The sequence below is a fragment of the [Clostridium] aminophilum DSM 10710 genome (assembly GCF_000711825.1).
Lineage (GTDB): Bacteria > Bacillota > Clostridia > Lachnospirales > Lachnospiraceae > Clostridium_R > Clostridium_R aminophilum.
Genome location: NZ_JONJ01000001.1, coordinates 379,140 through 400,834, shown reverse-complemented (window position 1 = coordinate 400,834; position 21,695 = coordinate 379,140). Strand labels below are relative to the sequence as shown.

Genomic DNA, 21,695 nt, shown 5'->3' with positions numbered 1-21,695 from the left:
CTGTGCTTGCATGAGAACCTGACAAATACCGCGATAACGGGCGAAACTCATGAAGCGTGTTTCGCCTCGTTACGTCAGCCAAGCTCCGCGAAAGCGGCATCAATCTGTGCGTCGGTGAAACCATCTTCTTTCAGATACGGTTTCATCACTTCATCCGTCCATGAAGTCTCACGATAGGCCTGGATACGCTTTACGCACTGTAAGGTCCAGTCTATGCTGCTCGCATCCATTGCGTAATCCGTTTCTTCAGAGGAAAATCCCTGATAGGTAAGCGAGTTCCTCAGGGCCCGCGGGGTGATCCAGCTGGACTCCTGAGAAAACATTTCCTTTGCATAGACATAGGCAGAATATTTTCTGTCATTGGGGTCTGCCGGCCGGACGGAATCCGGAATCCACGCTCCGTCGGCTCCGACACGGTAACCGTCCGGCGTGGTGGCGTCGGTGAGCATGGCGCCGTCAAAACCGAGATAGTAGTTTCCGATCCAGCGATCGTGAACCATATAGCCGTTGGTATCAAAGTAGTACCACTGCCGGTTGATTTCTTTCCACTGACCGGCCGGATAGGAGCCGTCTTCGTTCTGATACCAGCGGCCGTATCCGTTTTCCTGCCAGGAGCCGGCAAACGATGTGACCGCGGTTCCGAACGTCATTACGAGCGCTGCGGCAATCGTGAATACTCTTTTTTTCATCATTATCTCCTTTGGGTGTTCAAACTTAAGGCTATATTCATATCATAGCGTAAGATACCGAAATGTAAAGAAACATCGGGAAAGCGCCGGAGCCGAAATGAAGAACCGGGGCCGAAACGAAGCACCGAAGCCGAAAACTAATTCTGCAGAATCCGGAAAAAGACATCGCGGAGTGCCAGTGCCGCTTTTGAGTGGTAACGCCCGGGGGGCAGGGCGATTCCGAGATCGATGGAAAGAAACTCATCGTCAATCGCCAGAAACTCTGCGCTGTGAAAATAATGCCGTGAGGTGTAATACGTGAAAGCCAGAGATCTTCCCGATGCGCCGATCGAGGCGGAAAAAAGGGCAGAGAGCGAGTCGTTGTACGCGTTTGGGACGATGCCGTGCCGGTTGAACAGTTTGCTGGATTCCCGGCCGAGAATGGTATCGTAACTGTTCAGGGCAAACTCGAAGGGGGCGGTATCCTCAATCCGTATTGTCTTCGGAATCTCGGTCCGGTCCGGTTTGCTTGTGGGATGAGCAAATTCCATGACCGGGTGCGTTGAGGACGTGATCAGACAGATTTCGTCCTTGATCAGAAATTCGGCCTGAATCCGCGGATTTTCCGCCGGCAGAACGATCATCGCCAGATCGATCTCACCCTTCAGAAGAAGCTGCTCCAGAACGATGGAATTTTCCTCCACGATTTTAACGTGAATATCGGGATATTCCAGATGAAACGCGTTCAGGACCGGGGGGACCAGATAGGATCCGCGGAAAGAGGAGATGCCCATGATGACGCTGCCGCGCTTCAGATCGGCTATATCCTGCATTTCATCGCGGAGCAGGTGGTATTCGGAGAGGGTCTTTCTGGCATAATCGATCATCAGCTGCCCCTGTGCGGTGGGCCGGACGCCATTGGCGGTCCGGACAAACAGACGGAAGCCGATCTCATTTTCGCAGGTTGTGAGAAACTGGCTCAGACTGGACTGGGCCATATAAAGCCGTGCTGCGGCCTTGGAGATGCTTTGCTCTTCGGCGATGGCCAGAAGATAGTTCATGTCTTTTAATTCCATGGGATCCTTTCGTTTCAGGGGACGGAGCCGATCGTGAGCGAATGCTGCCGACGCCCGCGTGACGTTCCGGCTGTGGAAAGCGGTAAATACCGATTTCATAGCCATCGGTTTTTCCGATACATAATATAGCATATTTTAGGATTCTCCGATAGCTTCGGATGAATATAATCGAGATATAACGTGACAACAGGATCAAAAAAAGGAGTACTGTATGGGAGAAATCTCACTGAAGGGCGTGTGTGACATGCACGTCCACACAAATCCCGATCTAAGAATCCGGGCATATACGGATTTTGAACTGGCGGATGCCGCAGTCCGCGTAGGCGCCCGCGCGATCATCATTAAGTCTCATCTCGGTTTTACGGTTAACCGGGCCTATCTCACGAATGAGTACGTGAAGAGCAGGTACGGCGAACATACCGGCTTCACCATGTACGGCGGCGTCGTTATGAACAAAGTGATCGGCGGCCTGAATGCAGAAGCGGTAGAGAAAGGGCTGAAGCTCGGCGCGAAGGAGATCTGGCTTCCGACACAGTCCGCAAAGCAGCACATGAAGGCGATGGGGCAGGATCCGGCGCAGGGGATTGAGCTGGTTCGCGACGGAAAAGCGGTACCGGAGCTGAAGGACATTTTCCATCTGATCCGTGATTACGATGCGGTTCTCGGAACGGCTCATGTCTCTCCGGAGGAAGCGATCGTGATCACCGAGGCAGCCAGAGATGCCGGCGTAAAGAAGATTGTCATCACTCATCCGGAATGGTGGGTTGTGAACATGAGCATCGAGGATCAGGTAAGACTGGTAAAGGATTACGATGTCATCCTGGAGCGGTGCTACGCGCAGAATATGGGCGGTGGAAAGTACAAGAGCAATCTGGCGGACAACCTTGAGATCATCAAGGAGGTCGGATATAAGAATGTCATGGTTGATACGGACGGCGGTCAGACGGAGAACCCGCACTGGGAGCTGGCGCTGGCTGAGTATATGCAGTATCTGGTGGATCACGGAATTCCGGAAGAGCAGGTATACTACATGACAAAAACCATTCCGTATCGTCTTCTGGGGATAGAAGAGTGATGGATTCATTTATGTGACAACGATAACGCGATTATAGATAAATGGGGGATTTATGCTAAGCGCAATTATTATTCTGGCGATCGCAGTCGCGATCATTCTCGGGTATAAGACCGGTATCAACACAGGTCTTTTCTGCATGGTATTTGCCTATATCATCGGATGTTTTGTTCTCGGCCTCAAGCCGAAGGAGGTCATTGCCTTCTGGCCGACCAACACCATGTTTGTTATTTTATCGGTTTCGCTGTTCTACAACTTTGCAGCGATCAACGGAACACTTGAAAAAATGTCCTCGTCCCTTTTGTATTCATGTCGGCGGTTTCCGGGACTTCTTCCGTATGCACTGTTTGCCGTTGCGGTAATCCTGTCCATCATGGGTGCGACTTACTTTACGGTTCTCGCCTTTCTTGCACCGATCACCATGATGATCTGTGAGGAGTCCAGAATGGACAAGCTGACCGGTGCGGCTGCGATCAACTGCGGTGCGCTTGCCGGAGGAAACTTCCCGACATCCAACCTCGGTGTTGTATTCCGCGGCCTTGCGGAGACTGCGTACGAGAAGGAGAGCGGCGCGGTAATCGATACCTTTGGAATGGAAATGCAGATTTTCCTGTTTGCGGTTGTATTTTCCCTGATTCTGATCTCCGGCTACCGTTTCTTTGTGAAAGCGAACCGGAACATCGGAAAAGGCGTGACCTTTAAGAAACCGGAGCCGTTCAATGCCGTACAGAAGACCACATTGACTCTCATGCTCAGCATGATGGCCATCGTTCTGATCTTCCCGCTTCTGCAGATTCTGATGCCGGCCAATGCCTCCATCAAATACATCAGCGGCAAGGTGGATGTCGGTCTGGTTGCGATTATCTTTGCGGTGATTGCACTTCTCATGAAGCTTGCGCCGCAGAAAGAAGCGATTGCAAAGATTCCGTGGAACACCATCATCATGATTGCGGGAGCGGGAATGCTGATTGCCGTTGCGGTAAAAGCGGGTACCATTGAACTGCTGTCCGCATGGATCGGCTCCAACGTTCCGAAGCCGTTTATCCCGATCGCATTCAGTTTTGTCGGCGCATTTATGAGTTTCTTCAGTTCCACTACGGGTGTTGTTGCACCGGCGCTGTTCCCGCTGATTCCGGGACTGTCTGCGGCAACCGGCCTCAGCGGCGCGGTGCTGTTTGCCTGCACCGTTCTGGGTGCCCAGTCCAGTGCGATCAGCCCGTTCTCTTCCGGCGGTTCTCTGATTCTCGGATCGCTTGGCAATGAAGAAGAGAGAAATACCCTGTTCAGCCGTCTGCTTCTGGTCGGCGTTCCGGTCAGCGTGCTCGTCTGCGCGGCATATAACTTTGTCGTTGCGATGATGCTGTAAAAGAAGACAAACGTCAACTGTCCGCAATCCGAGGACAATGCGGGATCAAAAACAGCAGAATAACGAAAACACATACGAAACACATACGGGGACGGGAGTTGATTCTGTCCCCCGAATGTTACTATTGAAAGCTCCGTGAAGGTTGCATGAAAATTCAGGCCGGCGCAATGGCGAATCCCGCGGCGGCACAGGAGATATCAGAAAGAGAGATATCAGAAAAGGAGAGATCAGAGATGAAAAAGACAATTACCGTATTTCGGGGGGACGGCATCGGCCCGGAGATCACCGACAGCGTTCTGAAGGTTCTGGAAGCAGCGGGAGCACCGCTGGAGTACGAGATGTTCAATGTCGGACAGAAAGAGTGGGAGACGAACGGCAAACTGATTCCGGATGAAGCGTATGCTTCGTTTGAAAAAAACAGAGTGCTTCTCAAAGCTCCGATCACCACGCCGGTCGGCTTCGGTTTTCGCTCCCTGAACGTAACTCTGCGAACGAAGTATGACCTTTACGCGAATATCCGTCCGGTTCGCTCCAACAGCGCGGTAAAGACCCGTTTTGAAAATGTCGACGTGGTTATTTTCCGTGAAAATACAGAGGGAATGTACATCGGAAAGGAAAATATGGTGGATGAGGATACCGCGGAAGCGATCCGTCTGACTACCAGAAAAGCGACGCGAAGAATCATCCGTGCGGCTTTTGATTATGCAGTGAAGAACAACCGCAGGAAAGTAACATGCGTTCATAAGGCAAACATTCTGAAGATGACGGAGGGAATGATTCTTTCCGAGTTCCGTGAGATTGCAAAAGAGTATCCGCAGATTGAAGCGGATGACAGGATCGTCGATGCGACCTGCATGCAGCTGGTGATCGATCCGACAAAGTTCGATGTCATGGTCATGGAGAATCTGTTCGGCGATATTCTCTCTGACCTCTGCAGCGGACTGATCGGCGGCCTGGGACTTGTTCCGTCCAGCAATATCGGCGATGATTACGCTATGTTTGAGGCGGTACACGGCAGCGCGCCGGATATCGCGGGAAAGCATCTTGCCAATCCGACGGCATTTCTCTGGTCGGCCTGCCTGATGCTGGAGTATCTCGGTGAAAAGGAATGTGCCGCGAAGATTCGCAGGGCGGTGGATGATGTTCTCGCAGAAGGAAAACATCTGACCGGTGATCTTCACGGAACAGCATCGACGGATGAATATATTGAGGCGGTGATTGCCGCACTGAAGTAACAAAAAAAGACCGGTGTGCAGCGCAAAGGAGGGAGCGATACACATCGGTCTTTTCTTTGTGTTATATAAATTTCTCCGAAATTCCCATAACACAAAGAACGCTCCGCGAGGATGCGCACGTCGCTGAAACGAAGATGTCACCTTACGGAGACCAGCGGCGGCGCGCAAAGTCCGCGCGGCTCTCTTCGGGAATGAAGAGAGTGGGAGCTGAAGACCGCCTGCGGACTTTGTTGGTTCTCATATGGGGGTACGAGAACGATCGGTACACCAGCCGAGGAGGCGGCGGTATACCAGTATGGTAGTTGAGCGAAACGTTTTTCAGTGTTCACTCATGGTTTTCGGGTGAAACTTTTCTGCAGCATTCACCCGATATCGCGACAGCCGCCGGGGCCCATGCGAACACGGGGACCGGTGGACCGATCACGCATAGCAAAAATCGGCCTGACGGGGTGCTGTCAGGCCGACGATTACCGGTTATGGGAATTTGAAGAGGGATTCCGAACCGGCTTTTCCGTTGGCCGGCAGGCTCAACATGAGCATGCCGGCTGGCCTGATAAAGTAAAGTAAAAAGCGAATGTTCATTCAGGCCGGCTGCAACGTGCGGTTTAACCGCGGACTGCAGTCGGGGACAGGAACCGCAATCCGATCAGATCGCGGACGACAGCAGTTTTGAGTATGTCGGATACGGAAGCTCGGAATCCGGGATATCTGCCTCGGCGATGTCGACTTCCTCACGGAGCGCATCCATATCCGCGAGGACAACGTCGTGGTAGAAGCGTGCGCAGGAGAGTGCGTCCTCGATGGCTTCCGCCTTGCGCAGATCGTCCTCCATCTTTTCGATCCGGATGCCGATGGCCTCCGCAACGGAAGACATATGCTGGAGAATGTGCTCTTCCAGTGTGGACGGAAGATCCGGCAGTACCGCGCGTTTCTGGAGAATTTCGGTCTCCAGAGTACACATATAGCGGAAGAGGGCCGGGGTAAAGTCTTTGCGGACCATATCCTGCAGTGTCAGTGCCTCGATATGGATGGTCTTGGAATAGTTCTCCAGACGGATCGCATAGCGGGCGTTCAGCTCTTCTGCGGTAAAGATTCCGTGCTTTGTGAAGAGATCAAGGTTCTTTTCGGAGATCAGGGACGGCATTGCGTCCGGTACGGAAGGAAGGTTCGGAAGGCCGCGCTTTGCCGCTTCCGCAAGCCACTCATCGGTGTAGCCGTTTCCGTTGAAAATGATGCGCTGATGCTCCATGAGCATACTCTTTAAGAGTGCCCGAACCGTATTTTCGATGGATTCCGGTTCCACGTCCATGAGCTTCGCATTCATCTCGGAGAGCATCTCGGCTACCGCGGTGTTCAGGACAATGTTGGGATCCGCACAGGACAGCGCGCTGCCCGGCATACGGAATTCAAACTTGTTGCCGGTGAAGGCAAACGGGGATGTACGGTTGCGGTCGGTGTTGTCCTTGTGGAATGCCGGCAGAACGTGCGCTCCGAACTTCATGACGGAATCCTCTGCGCACTCAAGCGGCGTGCCGTTGATCAGCGAGGTCAGAACATGCTCAAGCTCGGTGCCGACGAAGATGGAAATGACAGCCGGCGGCGCTTCATTTGCGCCCAGGCGGTGATCATTTCCGGCAGTGGCAACCGCACAGCGGAGAGCGTCCGCGTACTTGTCAACCGCCGCAATGGTCGCGGTCAGGAATACAAGGAATGCAAGGTTCTCCATCGGGGTATCGCCCGGGTCGAGAAGATTGATGCCGGTATCGGTGCACATGGACCAGTTGTTGTGCTTGCCGGAACCGTTGATGCGCTCGAACGGCTTCTCGTGAAGCAGGCAGGCAAAATCGTGGCGGTCGGCAACCTTCTTCATGATTTCCATGACGAGCTGGTTGTGATCGACGGCAATGTTGATGTTCTCGAAGATCGGCGCAAGCTCGTACTGAGCCGGCGCAACCTCGTTGTGTTTGGTCTTGGCCGGAACGCCCAGCTTCCAGAGCTCGGTGTCGAGATCATGCATAAATGCCGCGATTCTCGGCTTCAGAACGCCGAAATAGTGATCCTCCATCTCCTGACCCTTCGGAGCGGCTGCACCGAGGAGGGTTCTTCCGGTGAAGAGGAGATCCTTTCTCTGCTTGTAGAGCGCCTTGTCTACCAGGAAATACTCCTGTTCGGAGCCGAGGGAGACGTCAACGCGTTTTACCTCCGGCATGCCGAGAAGATGAAGCATGCGAACGGCTTCCCGGTTCAGCTCTTCCATGGACTTGAGAAGCGGGGTCTTCTTGTCGAGTGCCTGGCCGCCGTAAGCGCAGAATGCGGTCGGAATGTAGAGAGTGCCGTCCTTGACGAAGGCCGGGGAACTCGGATCCCATGCGGTATAACCTCTTGCCTCGAAGGTGGCGCGGATGCCGCCGCTCGGGAAGCTGGATGCGTCCGGCTCACCCTTTACAAGTTCTTTTCCGGAGAATTCCATCAGTGCTGTACCGTTCGGCATCGGGCTGATAAAGCTGTCATGCTTTTCTGCCGTGAAGCCGGTCATCGGCTGGAACCAGTGTGTGAAATGTGTTGCACCGTGCTCGATCGCCCAGTTCTTCATGATTGCCGCGACGGTATTCGCAACATTCAGATCAAGGCTTCGACCTTCCTCGATGGCCTGATGAAGCGCCTTGTAGGTTTCTTTCGGGAGGCGTTCTTTCATGACGCGGTCGCCGAATACCAGACTACCGTAGATCTCCGGCACGGAGAATTTGACCTCTTTTGACATTTCCATAATGGAACTCCTTTCTTGAACTTGATCGCTTTATACAGGAACGGCTTATTCGCCGGACTTGCCGTAGTTGGAGAGAACTCGTGCGGACGGGTCTGTGACATCACAGCCCTTCCAGCTGCGGTTCGGCATCCAGAAATCCTTTACGAGCATTGCCTGACCGGGATAGTATTTCTCGAAGATCTCCCGGTATAACAGGGACTCTTTGGTAAATGGCGTCGCAAACTCATATTTTTCGCAGCGCGCCCGGAACTCCTCGTCGGTGTAGAAGGACTCCGCATACTCCATCAGATCATCGCGGAGCGAGTGACCGACGGCGTCGGAAAATGCTGCCTTTTCTCTCATCAGAATGTCGTGGGGGATCAGCTCGTCCTTCTCAAATGCGTGGCGCAGAAGGTATTTGCCGATGCCGTAGGTGTTCATCTTTCTGGCCGGATCGATCTTCATGACGTAGTCCACGAAATCGAGATCGCCGAACGGCACGCGGGCTTCAATGCTGTTGACCGCGATGCAGCGGTCCGCGCGGAGAACATCGTACTGATGAATCTCGCGGATGCGCTTCTGGGCCTCCTGCTGGAAACTTTCCGGATCCGGCGCAAAGTCGGTGTACTTGTAGCCGAAGAGCTCGTCGGAGATCTCACCGGTCAGAAGAACGCGGACATCGCTGTCCTCATGGATCGCTTTGCATACCAGATACATACCGATGGAAGCGCGGATTGTGGTGATGTCGTAGGTGCCGAGCGCCGCGATGACCGGCTCCAGCGCCTGGATGACGTCGTCTTTGCTGATGATGACTTCGTGGTGCTCGGACTGGATATAGTCGGCAACTTCACGGGCGTATTTCAGGTCAATGGCGTCCTTGTCCATGCCGATGGACCAGGTGCGGAGCTTTTTGCCCGGCATGAGTTTTGCGGAGATTCCGCATACCAGAGAGGAATCCAGACCGCCGCTCAGAAGGAAACCGAGCGGTGCGTCGGCGTCGAGACGTTTCCGGACACCGGAGATCAGAAGATCGTGGATCTGTTCACACACTTCCTCGACATCGGACGGGTGATCGGAAGACTCTTCACACAGATCCCGGTAACAGATGAACTTTCCGTCTTTATAGTAGTGTCCCGGCGGGAACGGGAAGATCCGGCTGCAGATTCCGATGAGGTTCTTCGGCTCGGAAGCGAAGAGAATGACATCATCCTGATCGTATCCGTAGTAGAGCGGGCGGATGCCGATCGGGTCTCTGGCGGCAATCCAGCCGCCGGTTTTGGCATCGTAGAGCAGCATTGCGTATTCGGCATCCAGTTTGCGGAACATTTCGGTGCCGTATTTCTCCCACATCGGAAGAAGAATCTCACAGTCGCTTCCGCTGGTGAACGTGTAGCCGTCACGTTCCAGATCTTTTTTCAATGGACGGAAATCATAGATTTCACCGTTGCAGACGGCAAAGCTCCCATTACGCTCAAACGGCTGCATGCCGGCGTCGGACAGATCCATGATCGCCAGGCGGTTGAAGCCGATCCAGCCATTGCCGGTCTGCGCGATCCGGGTATCGTCCGGACCGCGGGATTTCGTTTTTGCAAGCGCCTTCTTCATGACTTCATAGGAAGCGCGTTTATCGCAGTAACCCATGATTGAACACATATGATTTCCTCCTTATTGGTTGCGTGTTCGCGAAGACGGATATTCAAACGGAAAGCAAAGCCACTAAGCTCGAAAACACCAGCCTCAGCACGCTATTTCACTAAGCAGCATAGCTGCCAAGTGAAATATGCGTCGCTAAGTGCGCCACCAAAAAAAGAGGGCAGTGACACGATCAGTTCTGATCGGCGCCATTGCCCTCTGTGCTTTGAGTCGTATGATATCCGGATGGGAAAAGCCTCCTCGCAAGTCCCATCGTTTCGCGGATGAAATTTTATGTTGCACATTGTAGTCACATCTTTTTGTGATGTCAAGAGAATTTTGAAAATAATCTTTCGGGGAAAGCATTATGCGGCGACAAACCTTCCGTATTTATGTGTTTACGGGGAGTTTGGCTCAGAAGTTGGAAAATGTGCATAAATAATGCCTGTTTTTACAGGCGGATTTTCCGACAGGGAATTCTCTGAAAAATGTTGACTTGCGAAATCAGACTTGCTATAAATGGTACATGAAAAAAATTATGTTGTTTCGAAGGCACTTGAAATTACAGATTCGAATTGAATACAGCAGTTGAGCAAAGGCGTTCACTTCGCGCCCGGGAGCTTCTTCCGGGTGTGGGAGTGGACGCCTCATTTTTGTGTCACAGGAATTCTGCCGAATTCCATGTGACACAAAAATGAGCTTCGCAATAAAGCGCACGCCGCGGAAAGGAAAATGTCACCTTGCGGTGACCGGCGGCGCGCAAAGTCCGCAGGCAGACTTTGATATATAAATCCTTCGACGAAAGGAGATCACATGAAATCGACGCAGGATGTAAAGAATTTCATTGAAGAAGAGAACATCCAGTTCATCAAACTGATGTACATCGATGCGTTCGGCGTACAGAAAAATATCGCGATCATGCCGGATGAACTGGAGCGGGCGTTCCGCGGCGGCATATCCTTCGACGCTTCGGCGATCGCGGGCTTTGATGACGGAGTCCGCAGCGATCTGTTCCTGGATCCGGATCCGGACACGCTGACCATCGTTCCGTGGCGGCCGATCGAGGGAAAGGTCGCGAGAATGTTCTGCGATGTCCGGTATCCGAGCGGCAAGATCTACGGCGAAGACACCAGACAGATCCTGAAGCAGGCCATCGTCGCGGCGCATCAGGCCGGTATCCGGGTCTATTTCGGCGCGGAGGTGGAATTCTATCTCTTCCGTCTCGACGAGAACGGTGAGCCGACCAGAATTCCGCAGGATCACGCGTCCTACATGGACAGCGAGCCTCTGGACCGCGGCGCGAACATCCGCCGGGACATCTGCTTCTCCCTGATCGATATGGGGATCCGGCCGGAGGCTTCCCATCACGAACAGGGACCGGGTCAGAACGAGATCGACTTCCGCTACAGCGATGCGCTGACCGCGGCCGACAACAACCTGACGTTCAAATGGGTGGTCAAGAGCATCGCGGAGGCCAACGGCATGTGGGCGGACTTTTCGCCGAAGCCGATCGACGATGCGCCGGGAAACGGCATGCATCTGAATATTTCCGTGATGAAGGACGATGAGTCCGAGCCGGACGACGAGGAAGTGCGGAAGCTGAATATGGAATTCATGGCGGGCATCATGGAGCATATCCGTGAGATCACCCTGTTCCTGAATCCAACACCGGCATCCTACCGGAGACTCGGCAATATGAAAGCGCCGGGCTTTGTGAGCTGGTCTGAGCAGAACCGCTCGCAGCTGATCCGCATTCCGGCGGTGAAGGGAACGGAAGGAAGACGGTTCGAGCTCCGCTCACCGGACCCGACCGCCAATCCGTATCTGGCGTACGCGATGCTGATCTATGCCGGCATCGACGGCGTAAAGCGTCATCTGACGCCGCCGGATCCGGTGGATCAGAACCTTTACACGGCGGATCCGCGGCTGACGGAGACGATGAAAAAGCTTCCGAGCAAGCTCGAAGAGGCGATCCGCTACGCGGCAGACAGTATATTTGTAAAGAATGTTCTTCCGGAGAATATTCTGCGGCTCTACTGCGAAAGAAGCCGGTGATACGGCAGAGGCAATACGGCCGTAAAGCACCGGCGGGCGCGGAAATGAGCCCGTAAGGCGAAGAAAGGAAACAACCAGACCAATGACGGTCGGAAGGGAGGTACACATGGCAGGGAAGGGCCAGGGAACGGTCCTGATCGCGGCACCCACGCCGGCGATTCAGACGACGATGCGGTCCGCATTGCCGGCAGAGATCGGCCATGTGTATACCGTGACATCCATGACGCTGGCGCTGCAGAAAATACAGCGTGAGCCGGTGGATCTGCTGATGATCTACTCGCCGCTCACCGATTCCCCCGGTATCCGGGAGGCGATCGAGCTTGCGCAGTCGCGGAACATCGGCATTCTCCTTCTGGTGAAGGCGGATGTCTATGATCAGGTACAGTACCGTGCCGCTTCCGCCGGCATTTTCGTTCTGGCCCGCCCGACGACGCGGCAGGCCATCGCTCAGACGATCGGCGTTCTTCTCTCCTCCCAGCAGAAAGTGCGGAAACTGGAAAATGAAAACGCGCTCCTGCGCCGGAAACTCGATGATCTCCGGATTGTCAGCCGCGCGAAATGCGTTCTCGTCGAGAAAAAGCATATGACGGAAGAAGAGGCGCACCGGTACATCGAAAAACTGGCGATGGATTCGTGCATCACCAAGCGCGAGGCGGCGCAGGATCTGATCCGCAGACTGGATCATTTCCCGTAAACGATCGGAAGCGGAATCCGGAAAAGACAACAGAAAAGGAAACAGAAAAAGAAACAGAAAAAGGAAACAAGGTAAACCGTTTACAGAAAGGTCAGATATCATGGCAGCAAAGATCAACAGCAATTTTGGAAATGTCAGCGAGAGTTATCTGTTTGCGGAGGTGGCGCGTCTGGTCGCGGATTTCCAGAAAGCGAACCCGGACCGCAAGGTCATCCGCATGGGCATCGGCGATGTGACGAGACCGCTCGCGAAAACCGTGGTGAAAGCGATGCAGGATGCGGCAGAAGAGCAGGGAAAAACGGAGACATTTCACGGATACGGTCCGGAGCAGGGATATGACTTCCTCAAGGATTCTGTCCGGAAGTACTATGCGGATTACGGCGTTTCCCTCGATCCGGATGAGATCTTCATCTCGGACGGCGCCAAGAGCGACTGCGGCAATATCCTGAACATCTTTGCGGAGGATAACCTCGTGCTTGTCCCGGACCCGGTTTATCCAGTGTATGTGGACACCAACACGATGGACGGCCGCCGCGTGATCTTTGCGGAGGCAAATGAGGCAAACGGTTTCCTTCCGATGCCGGAAGACCGGAAGACGGACGAGGTTCCGGACATCATTTACCTGTGCTCCCCGAACAATCCGACCGGCGCGGTTTACAATCACGAGCAGCTGAAGGTCTGGGTGGATTATGCAAATGCGCATGGAAGCGTGATCCTGTTTGATGCGGCGTATGAGTGCTTCGTGACCGGCGATATGCCGCACAGCATTTTCGAGATCGAGGGCGCGAAGACCTGTGCGATCGAGATCTGCTCCTTCTCGAAGACGGCCGGCTTCACCGGAACCCGCTGTGGATACACCGTTGTTCCGCTGGATCTTATCCGCGACGGAAGAAGCCTCAACAAGATGTGGCTCCGCCGCCAGTGCACCAAATTCAACGGAACCGCATACATCGTTCAGCGCGGCGCGGCTGCGGTATTTACTCCGGAAGGTGAGAAGGAAGTAAAGGAGAATATCGACTACTACCGCGAGAACGCGAAGATCATGACCGACACGATGGACAGACTCGGGATCTTCTACACCGGCGGAAAGAACTCGCCGTATGTATGGTTCAAGTGCCCGAACGGCATGGAATCCTGGGAGTTCTTCCGCGTATTGTTAAATGAGCTCGGTATCGTCGGAACGCCGGGCGCGGGCTTCGGTCCGGCCGGAAAAAATTTCTTCCGTCTGACGGCATTTTCCACAAGAGAGGCAACCGAGGAAGCTATGAAGAAGTTCTACGAGTATTTCAAATGATTCCGAAGTTCATCCGTAATACATTATGAGTTTCACGCGTCGGAGCCAAAGCGGTTCCGGCGCTGTGCTTTTGCGCAGGCGGCGGGTTCGCGGGAATGCCGGAAAACGGTGAGCGGATGCCGCTTCGATGTGCGTGATGAAAGACCGGTGGGGCCGCGGGAATGTCGGAAAACGGCGGACGGCGGCCCCGGGCGCGGGATCCGGCAGAAGGATCTGCCGTAAGGGAATGTAACATAAGGAAGAAAGGGAAGAAAGGGAACAGAAAGAGAGGAAAAGAAAAATGGTAAAGTATGTATTTGTATCGGGCGGTGTCGTATCGGGACTCGGAAAAGGAATCACCGCGGCGTCTCTCGGAAGACTGCTGAAAGCGCGCGGCTATAAAGTGACCATGCAGAAGTTTGATCCGTATATCAATGTGGATCCGGGAACCATGAACCCGACACAGCACGGCGAGGTCTTTGTCACCGATGACGGAACCGAGACGGATCTGGACCTCGGCCACTATGAGCGTTTTATCGATGAGAGCCTGAACCGCAATTCCAACGTGACCAGCGGTAAGATCTACTGGTCCGTTCTGAACAAGGAGCGCCACGGAGATTACGGCGGCGGCACCGTTCAGGTCATCCCGCATATCACCAATGAGATCAAATCCCGTTTCTACCGTCCGGAGAATCCGGATGAGGACCGCATCGCCATCATTGAGATCGGCGGAACCGCCGGCGATATCGAGTCCACCCCGTTCTTTGAGGCGATCCGCCAGTTCCAGTTCGATGTCGGCCACGAGAACGCCATCATGATCCACGTTACCCTTGTGCCGTATCTGAAAGCGTCTCAGGAACTCAAGACCAAGCCGACGCAGATGAGCGTCCGGGAGCTGATGCGCATGGGAATCCGTCCGGACATTCTGGTATGCCGTACCGATTATCCGCTGGGACAGCACATCAAGGACAAGATCGCGCTCTTCTGCAACGTTCCGGTCAGCCATGTAATCGAGAATCTGGACTGCGGATCCCTCTATGAAGTGCCGCTGATGATGGAAGACGAACATCTGGCGGATGTGGTCTGTGAGAGCCTGAAACTCGACTGCCCGAAGCCGGATCTGTGTGACTGGAAGGCGATGGTGGATGCCCTCAATCATCCGGAGCACAGCGCGGAGATCGCGATCTGCGGAAAATATACCGAGCTTCACGACGCCTACCTCAGTGTGGTTGAGGCCCTGAAGCACGGCGGCTTTGCAAACCGCGCCGACGTAAAGATCCGCTGGATTGACACCGAGGTTGTGGAGCGGGAAGGAACGGATAAACTGCTGGAGGGCGTCGACGGTATTCTCGTTCCGGGAGGCTTCGGAAACCGTGGTACCGAAGGCATGATCGCCTGCGTAAAATACGCCAGAGAGAACCGCATCCCGTATCTCGGCATCTGCCTCGGCATGCAGATGGCGGTCATCGAGTTCTCAAGACACGTGCTCGGCTATGACGATGCGAACTCCTCCGAGCTTGCGCCGGAGACCATGCATCCGGTGATCGATCTTCTGCCGGAGCAGAAGGATGTGGAAAATATCGGCGGAACCCTTCGTCTCGGCGCGTATCCGTGTGTTCTGGAAGAGGGATCTCTGGCGGAAGAACTCTACGGAACAAGAGAGATCTCCGAGAGACACAGACACCGCTATGAGTTCAACAACGATTACCGCGAGCCGCTCCGCAAAGGCGGAATGCGCCTGTCCGGTCTTTCCCCGGACAACCGCATCGTCGAGATGGTGGAGATCCCGGATCACCCGTTCTTTATCGGAACACAGGCGCATCCGGAACTGAAATCCAGACCGAACAAGGCGCACCCGTTATTCCGCGGTCTCGTAAAGGCAGCGGTTGCCTACCACGAGAAATAATCTTCCGGTCGGATGAATTCTGCTTTACGGCAGTATCAGCCTGTGAGCATACAGCCGTCGGAATCCATAATCTTCCGGCTAAATGAAATCGGATTCGCGGCAGGGCAGAGAGTTCAAATAATAAAAAACATTATTTGCAAAAAAAGCCCGAAAAGAAGCCGATTCCGCAAAGATGAAAATAAATTCCGGATTGATGGAAATGTTGTAAGTACAACATGAAGATGATATAATTTAATATAAGAAATTAAGGATAGACAGCTGACAAATAGGACAATTCCTGTGGGGCTGTCTATCTTGCATCATAAGGGATTTCTCCGGATTTCCCTATGACACAAAAACGCTGTTTTGAAAAGACCGGTTCAGCAAGGAAAGAAGGGGAAAATTGAGTTTCCAGGAGATTGCGGGTATGCCGTTTCTGGCGGCTTATATTCTGATCGTGGCTTTTTTCGCCGGGAGCGCCTTCGGGAGCTTTTTCAACTGCTGGGCGTGGCGGATCGTTCACCATGAGAGTATTCTTCACGGCCGGAGCCATTGTCCCGCGTGCGGACATCCGCTGGGTGTCCTGGACCTCATCCCGGTGTTCAGCTGGTTTCTCCTCCATGGAAAATGCCGGTATTGCAACGGGAAGATCTCCCCGCGGTATGTGATCGCGGAGATTCTGAGCGGTGCGGGATTCGTCCTCTGTGTGCTGCGGTTCGGACTGACGATGGAGACGGCGCGGGCCGTGCTTCTCTTCTGTTTTCTCTTTGTGCTGTCACTGGTTGATCTGGAGTCCTTTCTGATTCCGGACCGGTTTATTCTGGCGATTATCGCGCTCTGGGCGGTTACGCTTCCGCTGATTCTCCGGGAGCAGGCGACGGCGGCCCTGAGTGGCATGGAGAACGTGTCGGAGAATTTCGGCGCACTGATCGGAAAAGGATATCTTCTCGGGACGGTTTCGGGAATTGCGGTCGGCGGAGCGATCCTGATCATTTCGCTGATCTTTGACCGGGTGACCGGGAAAGAGAGTCTCGGCGGCGGAGACATCAAACTGTTTTTTGCTGCGGGATTGTACCTCGGTGCGACAGGCGGACTCCTGTGTGTGATGGTGTCCTGTTTCATCGGACTGATCTTCGCGTGGGGAATGCGGCAGGAGAGGATCCCGTTCGGGCCGTCGATCTCGGCGGCATTTATGATCACATTCCTCTTCGGTGATCCGGTGATCCGGTGGTATCTGAGCCTTCTCGGGGTATAGACTGCGGCAGGTTCAGCGTACCGAACACGCCGGGAGCGGAAGCCGGCGGCGGAATTGTAAGATAAAAGGGGTTGCGTATGGCAAAGAAGATGCTGGGTTTTGACATCGGTAATTACAACATGAAGATTGTTGTCGTGAACGGCACTGCGATCGAACGATGCATCAGCGTGCCGGTTCCGGATAACATGGTGGTCAACAGTCAGATCCGCGCGTTCACGGCGGCCGGCGACTTTATCCGTGAGGCGATGCGGGAAAACGGTATTCGCTGCAGAAAGTGCGCAGTGGCGCTTCCGGAGAAAAGTTATTATATCCGGAGAGTGCGGCTTCCGAAGATGACCGTTTCCCAGCTCATGGTGAATCTTCCGTATGAGTTTCATGACTATGTCACCGGAGAAGCGTCGGAATACGTCTACGACTATGCAGTCCGCGCCATGGGCGAGCGGACGATGGAACTGACCATCTGTGCCATCTCCAAACAGAAGATTGCGCAGTACCGTGACATGATGCACCGGGCAGGCCTGAAACTGGTAAAACTTGTGCCGGATGTTCTGGCAGTGCAGAGCGTGCTGAATCAGAAACCGCTTCCGATCCGGGTTTTGGACGACGCGCCGGCGGAACCGGTACAGACTGCGGAAAAAGAAAAGTCGGATTTCGGACGGGGCATCGATTCGTCCGTCTTCGCAGGTCCGGTGGCCGCGGCGGCATCCGGGACTGCGGACGGAAGCACGGAAACCCGTGAATATCAGGGATTTAATCCATTCACGTATTACACGGATCCCGCCGCGGCGGAGAAGACGATATCGGCGCTGAGTCCGGACGGGACAGACGCTGAGAAAGGTGTCATGACCGGCACCGGTTCTGAGCCGGAGGAGGATAAGCCGGAGTTGGCTGCCGAACCGCTACCGGAGAAGAAGGATGCGCCGAAGGACTTTGCCGTTCTGGACCTTGGACACGGCGGCACGAGAATCCATTTTTACTCGGGCGGCTCCTACGAGATCACCCGAACACTGGTCGGCGGCGCGAAGGACCTGCTGGATATGATCGTGTCGGAGCAGGGACTGGATCCGCACATCGCGCGGCTGATTCTCGAACAGAATCAGGACGGCATCATGCAGACAAAATCCGTGCAGGACCGTCTGGATGCTGTCGCGACGGAAGTCATGCGTACCATCAACTTCTATAACTACAACAATCCGAACAACACCATCGAGTGCCTGCACTATTTCGGGAAAGGCCTGAACATGGACGACCTCTACGAACGGATCCACGAGATGACCGGACTTCCGGTCCGGCCGATTACTGAGATGATCGACGGTTCCGAGGCGATTCCGGAACTGATCATGGGCCCGCAGGCATACGGTGCAGTCATCGAGTAAGGGAGTGAGAGACGTGGCAAAGAAAAAAGAGAATACGAAGCTGCGAAAGCCCTTACGTGAGTTTGGAAAGGGCGGACGATATCCGGAAAAAACATCGATCAACCTCTTTATTATCGAGAACAGGAAGCGCAAGAACGTGATCGCGATTCTGTGCTTTGCCGCATTTATGACAGCGGTTGCACTGTTCACGAAATTCGTCATTTATGAGGATATCAACGAGATCAACCGGCTGGAGACCGCTTATAACCAGCGGCTCAGCGAGATCAGCCGCATGCGCGCGGAGACGACCGATTATGAGCGCATCCGCGCGGAGTACAGCCGCTACGGCAACGGATATCTGAACGATGAGGAGAAGGCCGAACAGGACCGCATGGCCGTCCTCGACGTGATCGAGAACGAACTTCGCCCGAAGGAGGCGCTGATCGCAATCAAGATTTCCGGGAACGATGCGGTTCTCACAATTAACACCCTGAAGCTGGCCAATGTATCCGAGGTGGTCCAGAACCTGGAGCATCAGGATATTGTTGAGTATGTGACGGTATCCAACGCCGCAACGCTCGAGAAAAAACAGGATACGGCACAGGTCGGTTCCGGTGACGTCACCACGGAGATGACCATCCATTTCCGCACGCCGCAGGCGGTGGAGGATCTTCTGGCCGCAAGAGAACAGGAAGCGGCGGAACGTGGGATCCGTCTCAACCCGGAAGGTGAGGAGACGGAGACAGATGCAGCACCTTCCGCTGTGACAGGAGACGGCGCGGCGATAGCAGCCGGCACCGATACGGCACCGGCCGGTGAGAACGGCGAGGGAGCCGTACCGGAGAATGCGGCAGCACCGGATGCACCGGCAGTACCGGAACAGGCGCAGAGCGCCGCAGAAGGAGAGGGGGCGGCAGGATGATTCTGAACAGAGCATTTACCCGAAAAGAAAAAGCACTCCTCTTTCTTCTTGCCATCATTCTGGCCGGGCTTCTCTACTATGAGACGGTGTACCGTGCGCTCGACAATGCGCGGACATCCTATAATCTGGAGAATCTTCAGGATGAGTATCAGCTGTATCTCATGAAGAGTACGCAGATAAAGAAGATGAACGAGGCGATCCGGAAGGGCCGGGAAGAAAGCGAAAGTACCGTAGAGAGCTATAACAACCTTAAAAATGAGATCGTCGAGCTGAATGACATTTTTGCCGAAGCATCTTACTTCAACTTCAGCTTTGAACAGGCGACGGCGGTGGACGACGCGGTCCGCCGGACGGTTACGGCATCCTTTAACGCAAACAGCTACGCGGATGCCAGAAGAATGCTGGAACGGCTCTATCACTGCAAATACCGGTGTCTCATCCGGGATATCGCGATCGACGGCGAAAAGGAGCAGGATCTGGCGGCCGGCGCGGTAAAGTGCACTTTCACCGTGACCTTCTACGAGACCATGTACAATGCGTGGACAACCGACGGACTGGCGCAGGAGAAGGGCAGTGCCGGAACCAAGACGGAAAATATCGTCAACGAGCTGGTAACGCGCCGCGAGGAAGTCGAGAATATGCAGCTGAATTAAAGGCATCGTAAAGGACAGAGGGGATCTATGAAGATTATTCGATTGGGAGATATGCTGATCACTGCCGGCGTGCTGACCGAAGCGCAGCTCACGCAGGCACTGCAGATCCAGAAGAGAGATCGGGAACGACTCGGAACCGTACTGATCAAAGAGGGATTCATCACCGAATATCAGCTGATCGACGCCCTCAAACAGCAGCTCGGTATCGACTTCATCGACCTGACCAAGACCGAGATCGATCCGGGAATGTCCCAGTACATTCCGAAGGCATTGGCGAAGGCGGCGGAGATCGTACCGGTCCGTATTGTCAAGGACACACTGTTTCTGGCCATGTCTGACCCGCTGAACTTCATGGCGGTCGAGCAGGCGAAAGATACTTCCAGAAAGAACATCGTTCCGATGATCGCGAACCGTCAGGCGGTTATTCACGCGATCAACGTTCTGTATGAAAATGTCAATGCCGCCGAGGCGATGGCGGCGATGCGCGCGGAGGCCGGATTCACCGGCGACGAAGTGTCCGCCGCGGAAGACAGCACACCGATCGAGCAGGAAGGCCCGACCATCCGTCTGGTAAACTCCATCATGGAGCGTGCCATCGTGGAAAACTGCTCCGATATCCATATCGAGCCGACCCGAAGCGATATGATCATCCGAATGCGTATCGACGGAAGACTCCACAAAATTCTGAGCATTCCGTCGGACCTGAAAGATTCGGTCGTATCCCGACTGAAGGTTATGGCAAAGATGGATATCGTCGAGCGAAGGATCCCGCAGGACGGCCGTATTCAGATGAAGATCGGCGGAAAAGACATCGACATGCGTGTGAACACGCTGCCGACGATCTACGGAGAAAAGATCGTTATCCGAATTCTGGGCAAGGATGACCGGATGCTGACCCGAAGCGGAATCGGTATGATCCGCGAGAGGGACAATGAGAAGGTGGACCGTCTGATCGCGCACACCAGCGGCGTTATCATGATGGTGGGACCCACCGGTTCCGGAAAGACCTCCACCATGTTCACCCTGATCAAAGAGCTTTTGAATGAGAACACCAACCTCGTCACACTGGAGGACCCGGTGGAGTACAACATTCCGGGGGCAACGCAGGTTCAGATCAATGAGAAGGTCGGCCTTACCTTTGCCAGCGGACTCCGCGCGATCCTCCGACAGGATCCGGACATTATCTGTGTCGGTGAGATCCGTGACGGTGAGACCGCACAGATCGCGATGCGTGCGGCCATCACGGGACATCTGGTTATCACGACCATTCATACCGAGGATGCGGTCAGCGCCATCGACCGATTAAAGGATATGGGCGTGGAGCCGTACCTGATCAGCGCCGGACTTCGCGGTATCATCTCCCAGAGACTTCTCAGCCGTGTCTGTCCGGACTGCCGGGAACAGTATCATCCGGAGCCGAAGGATGTCCGGATGGCGGGACTGGAGGAAGACCCGGCAAGGATCTACTATCACGGCCGCGGCTGTGATAAATGCTTCCACACCGGATATAAGGGAAGAATTGGAGCTTTCGAGATTCTCCTCATGAACGACGAGCTCCGCCGCTGCATCACCAGAGGCGACGACAAGCAGACCTTCCGCGAGATTGCGCAGCGGACCAGCGGATACGTTCCGATGCTGGAGAATGCCGACCAGCTCGTCGCGGAAGGCATTACCACCGTTGAGGAAGTATGCAGGGTCATCATGATTCAGGACTGATTTTTCAGACCGGAGTTTCATCCTGCTGAAAATGCACCCGGATCCATCTGTCCGGCGATGATCGGATGGAAAAACAGGACGGAAAAGCGTTG

The 21,695-nt window shown here is 54.3% G+C and carries 16 protein-coding genes; 12 read left to right on the top strand and 4 right to left on the bottom strand.

Features of this window, described 5'->3' with window-relative positions:
• Nucleotides 1-74: 74 nt before the first annotated feature.
• Together BR86_RS15890 and BR86_RS0101750 are read right to left on the bottom strand one after the other, a co-directional pair.
• Nucleotides 75-689 (bottom strand): hypothetical protein, encoded by a 615-nt coding sequence (locus BR86_RS15890; protein WP_143099288.1) that lies wholly within the window; start codon nt 687-689, stop codon nt 75-77.
• Nucleotides 690-826: 137 nt separating this feature from the next.
• On the bottom strand, nt 827-1,849 hold the full coding sequence (locus BR86_RS0101750) for a LysR family transcriptional regulator (protein WP_207641158.1): 1,023 nt from the start codon (nt 1,847-1,849) through the stop codon (nt 827-829).
• Between the two features lie 106 nt (nt 1,850-1,955).
• Here BR86_RS0101750 and BR86_RS0101745 point away from each other — a divergent pair, with 106 nt between their 5' ends.
• The 3 genes from BR86_RS0101745 (at nt 1,956) to BR86_RS0101735 (ending at nt 5,417) form a co-directional block, all read left to right on the top strand.
• A complete protein-coding gene (locus BR86_RS0101745) occupies nt 1,956-2,819 on the top strand; it encodes a DUF6282 family protein (protein WP_031471291.1) in 864 nt (287 codons plus the stop codon).
• A 52-nt stretch (nt 2,820-2,871) separates the two neighbouring features.
• Nucleotides 2,872-4,182: an SLC13 family permease gene (locus tag BR86_RS0101740; RefSeq protein WP_031471290.1), complete on the top strand. Its 1,311-nt coding sequence runs from the start codon at nt 2,872-2,874 to the stop codon at nt 4,180-4,182.
• A 233-nt stretch (nt 4,183-4,415) separates the two neighbouring features.
• Complete coding sequence (locus BR86_RS0101735; RefSeq protein ID WP_031471289.1) at nt 4,416-5,417, top strand: isocitrate/isopropylmalate dehydrogenase family protein; 1,002 nt, start codon at nt 4,416-4,418, stop codon at nt 5,415-5,417.
• A 646-nt stretch (nt 5,418-6,063) separates the two neighbouring features.
• Here BR86_RS0101735 and BR86_RS0101730 read toward each other — a convergent pair.
• Nucleotides 6,064-8,184 (bottom strand): glutamine synthetase III family protein, encoded by a 2,121-nt coding sequence (locus BR86_RS0101730; protein ID WP_330372072.1) that lies wholly within the window; start codon nt 8,182-8,184, stop codon nt 6,064-6,066.
• A 45-nt stretch (nt 8,185-8,229) separates the two neighbouring features.
• Nucleotides 8,230-9,816 (bottom strand): asparagine synthase B, encoded by a 1,587-nt coding sequence (asnB, locus tag BR86_RS0101725; RefSeq protein ID WP_031471287.1) that lies wholly within the window; start codon nt 9,814-9,816, stop codon nt 8,230-8,232.
• Between the two features lie 792 nt (nt 9,817-10,608).
• Here asnB and BR86_RS0101720 point away from each other — a divergent pair.
• The 9 genes from BR86_RS0101720 (at nt 10,609) to BR86_RS0101675 (ending at nt 21,603) form a co-directional block, all read left to right on the top strand.
• Nucleotides 10,609-11,850: a glutamine synthetase family protein gene (locus tag BR86_RS0101720; RefSeq protein ID WP_031471286.1), complete on the top strand. Its 1,242-nt coding sequence runs from the start codon at nt 10,609-10,611 to the stop codon at nt 11,848-11,850.
• A 106-nt stretch (nt 11,851-11,956) separates the two neighbouring features.
• Complete coding sequence (locus BR86_RS0101715; protein WP_161767255.1) at nt 11,957-12,544, top strand: ANTAR domain-containing response regulator; 588 nt, start codon at nt 11,957-11,959, stop codon at nt 12,542-12,544.
• Nucleotides 12,545-12,644: 100 nt separating this feature from the next.
• Nucleotides 12,645-13,838: an LL-diaminopimelate aminotransferase gene (locus BR86_RS0101710; protein WP_031471284.1), complete on the top strand. Its 1,194-nt coding sequence runs from the start codon at nt 12,645-12,647 to the stop codon at nt 13,836-13,838.
• A 280-nt stretch (nt 13,839-14,118) separates the two neighbouring features.
• Nucleotides 14,119-15,723: a CTP synthase gene (locus BR86_RS0101700; protein WP_031471283.1), complete on the top strand. Its 1,605-nt coding sequence runs from the start codon at nt 14,119-14,121 to the stop codon at nt 15,721-15,723.
• A 382-nt stretch (nt 15,724-16,105) separates the two neighbouring features.
• A complete protein-coding gene (locus BR86_RS0101695; RefSeq protein ID WP_051684506.1) occupies nt 16,106-16,957 on the top strand; it encodes a prepilin peptidase in 852 nt (283 codons plus the stop codon).
• A gap of 77 nt (nt 16,958-17,034) precedes the next feature.
• Complete coding sequence (gene pilM, locus BR86_RS0101690) at nt 17,035-18,333, top strand: pilus assembly protein PilM (RefSeq protein ID WP_031471281.1); 1,299 nt, start codon at nt 17,035-17,037, stop codon at nt 18,331-18,333.
• Nucleotides 18,334-18,346: 13 nt separating this feature from the next.
• Nucleotides 18,347-19,234, top strand: a complete 888-nt coding sequence (locus BR86_RS0101685) for a hypothetical protein (protein WP_031471280.1) — start codon at nt 18,347-18,349, stop codon at nt 19,232-19,234.
• The gene (locus tag BR86_RS0101680) at nt 19,231-19,887 is read left to right on the top strand and encodes a hypothetical protein (RefSeq protein WP_031471279.1); all 657 of its coding nucleotides are present in this window, start codon (nt 19,231-19,233) and stop codon (nt 19,885-19,887) included. Before BR86_RS0101685 ends, BR86_RS0101680 begins: the two co-directional genes overlap by 4 nt.
• Before the next feature lie 27 nt (nt 19,888-19,914).
• Nucleotides 19,915-21,603: a GspE/PulE family protein gene (locus BR86_RS0101675; protein WP_031471278.1), complete on the top strand. Its 1,689-nt coding sequence runs from the start codon at nt 19,915-19,917 to the stop codon at nt 21,601-21,603.
• Nucleotides 21,604-21,695: the final 92 nt, after the last annotated feature.

Coding starts and splice junctions, on each gene's coding strand:
- BR86_RS15890 (WP_143099288.1), bottom strand. CDS start 689: ATGAAAAAAAGAGTATTCACGATTGCCGCAGCGCTCGTAATGACGTTC.
- BR86_RS0101750 (WP_207641158.1), bottom strand. CDS start 1,849: ATGGCTATGAAATCGGTATTTACCGCTTTCCACAGCCGGAACGTCACG.
- BR86_RS0101745 (WP_031471291.1), top strand. CDS start 1,956: ATGGGAGAAATCTCACTGAAGGGCGTGTGTGACATGCACGTCCACACA.
- BR86_RS0101740 (WP_031471290.1), top strand. CDS start 2,872: ATGCTAAGCGCAATTATTATTCTGGCGATCGCAGTCGCGATCATTCTC.
- BR86_RS0101735 (WP_031471289.1), top strand. CDS start 4,416: ATGAAAAAGACAATTACCGTATTTCGGGGGGACGGCATCGGCCCGGAG.
- BR86_RS0101730 (WP_330372072.1), bottom strand. CDS start 8,184: ATGGAAATGTCAAAAGAGGTCAAATTCTCCGTGCCGGAGATCTACGGT.
- asnB (WP_031471287.1), bottom strand. CDS start 9,816: ATGTGTTCAATCATGGGTTACTGCGATAAACGCGCTTCCTATGAAGTC.
- BR86_RS0101720 (WP_031471286.1), top strand. CDS start 10,609: ATGAAATCGACGCAGGATGTAAAGAATTTCATTGAAGAAGAGAACATC.
- BR86_RS0101715 (WP_161767255.1), top strand. CDS start 11,957: ATGGCAGGGAAGGGCCAGGGAACGGTCCTGATCGCGGCACCCACGCCG.
- BR86_RS0101710 (WP_031471284.1), top strand. CDS start 12,645: ATGGCAGCAAAGATCAACAGCAATTTTGGAAATGTCAGCGAGAGTTAT.
- BR86_RS0101700 (WP_031471283.1), top strand. CDS start 14,119: ATGGTAAAGTATGTATTTGTATCGGGCGGTGTCGTATCGGGACTCGGA.
- pilM (WP_031471281.1), top strand. CDS start 17,035: ATGGCAAAGAAGATGCTGGGTTTTGACATCGGTAATTACAACATGAAG.
- BR86_RS0101680 (WP_031471279.1), top strand. CDS start 19,231: ATGATTCTGAACAGAGCATTTACCCGAAAAGAAAAAGCACTCCTCTTT.
- BR86_RS0101675 (WP_031471278.1), top strand. CDS start 19,915: ATGAAGATTATTCGATTGGGAGATATGCTGATCACTGCCGGCGTGCTG.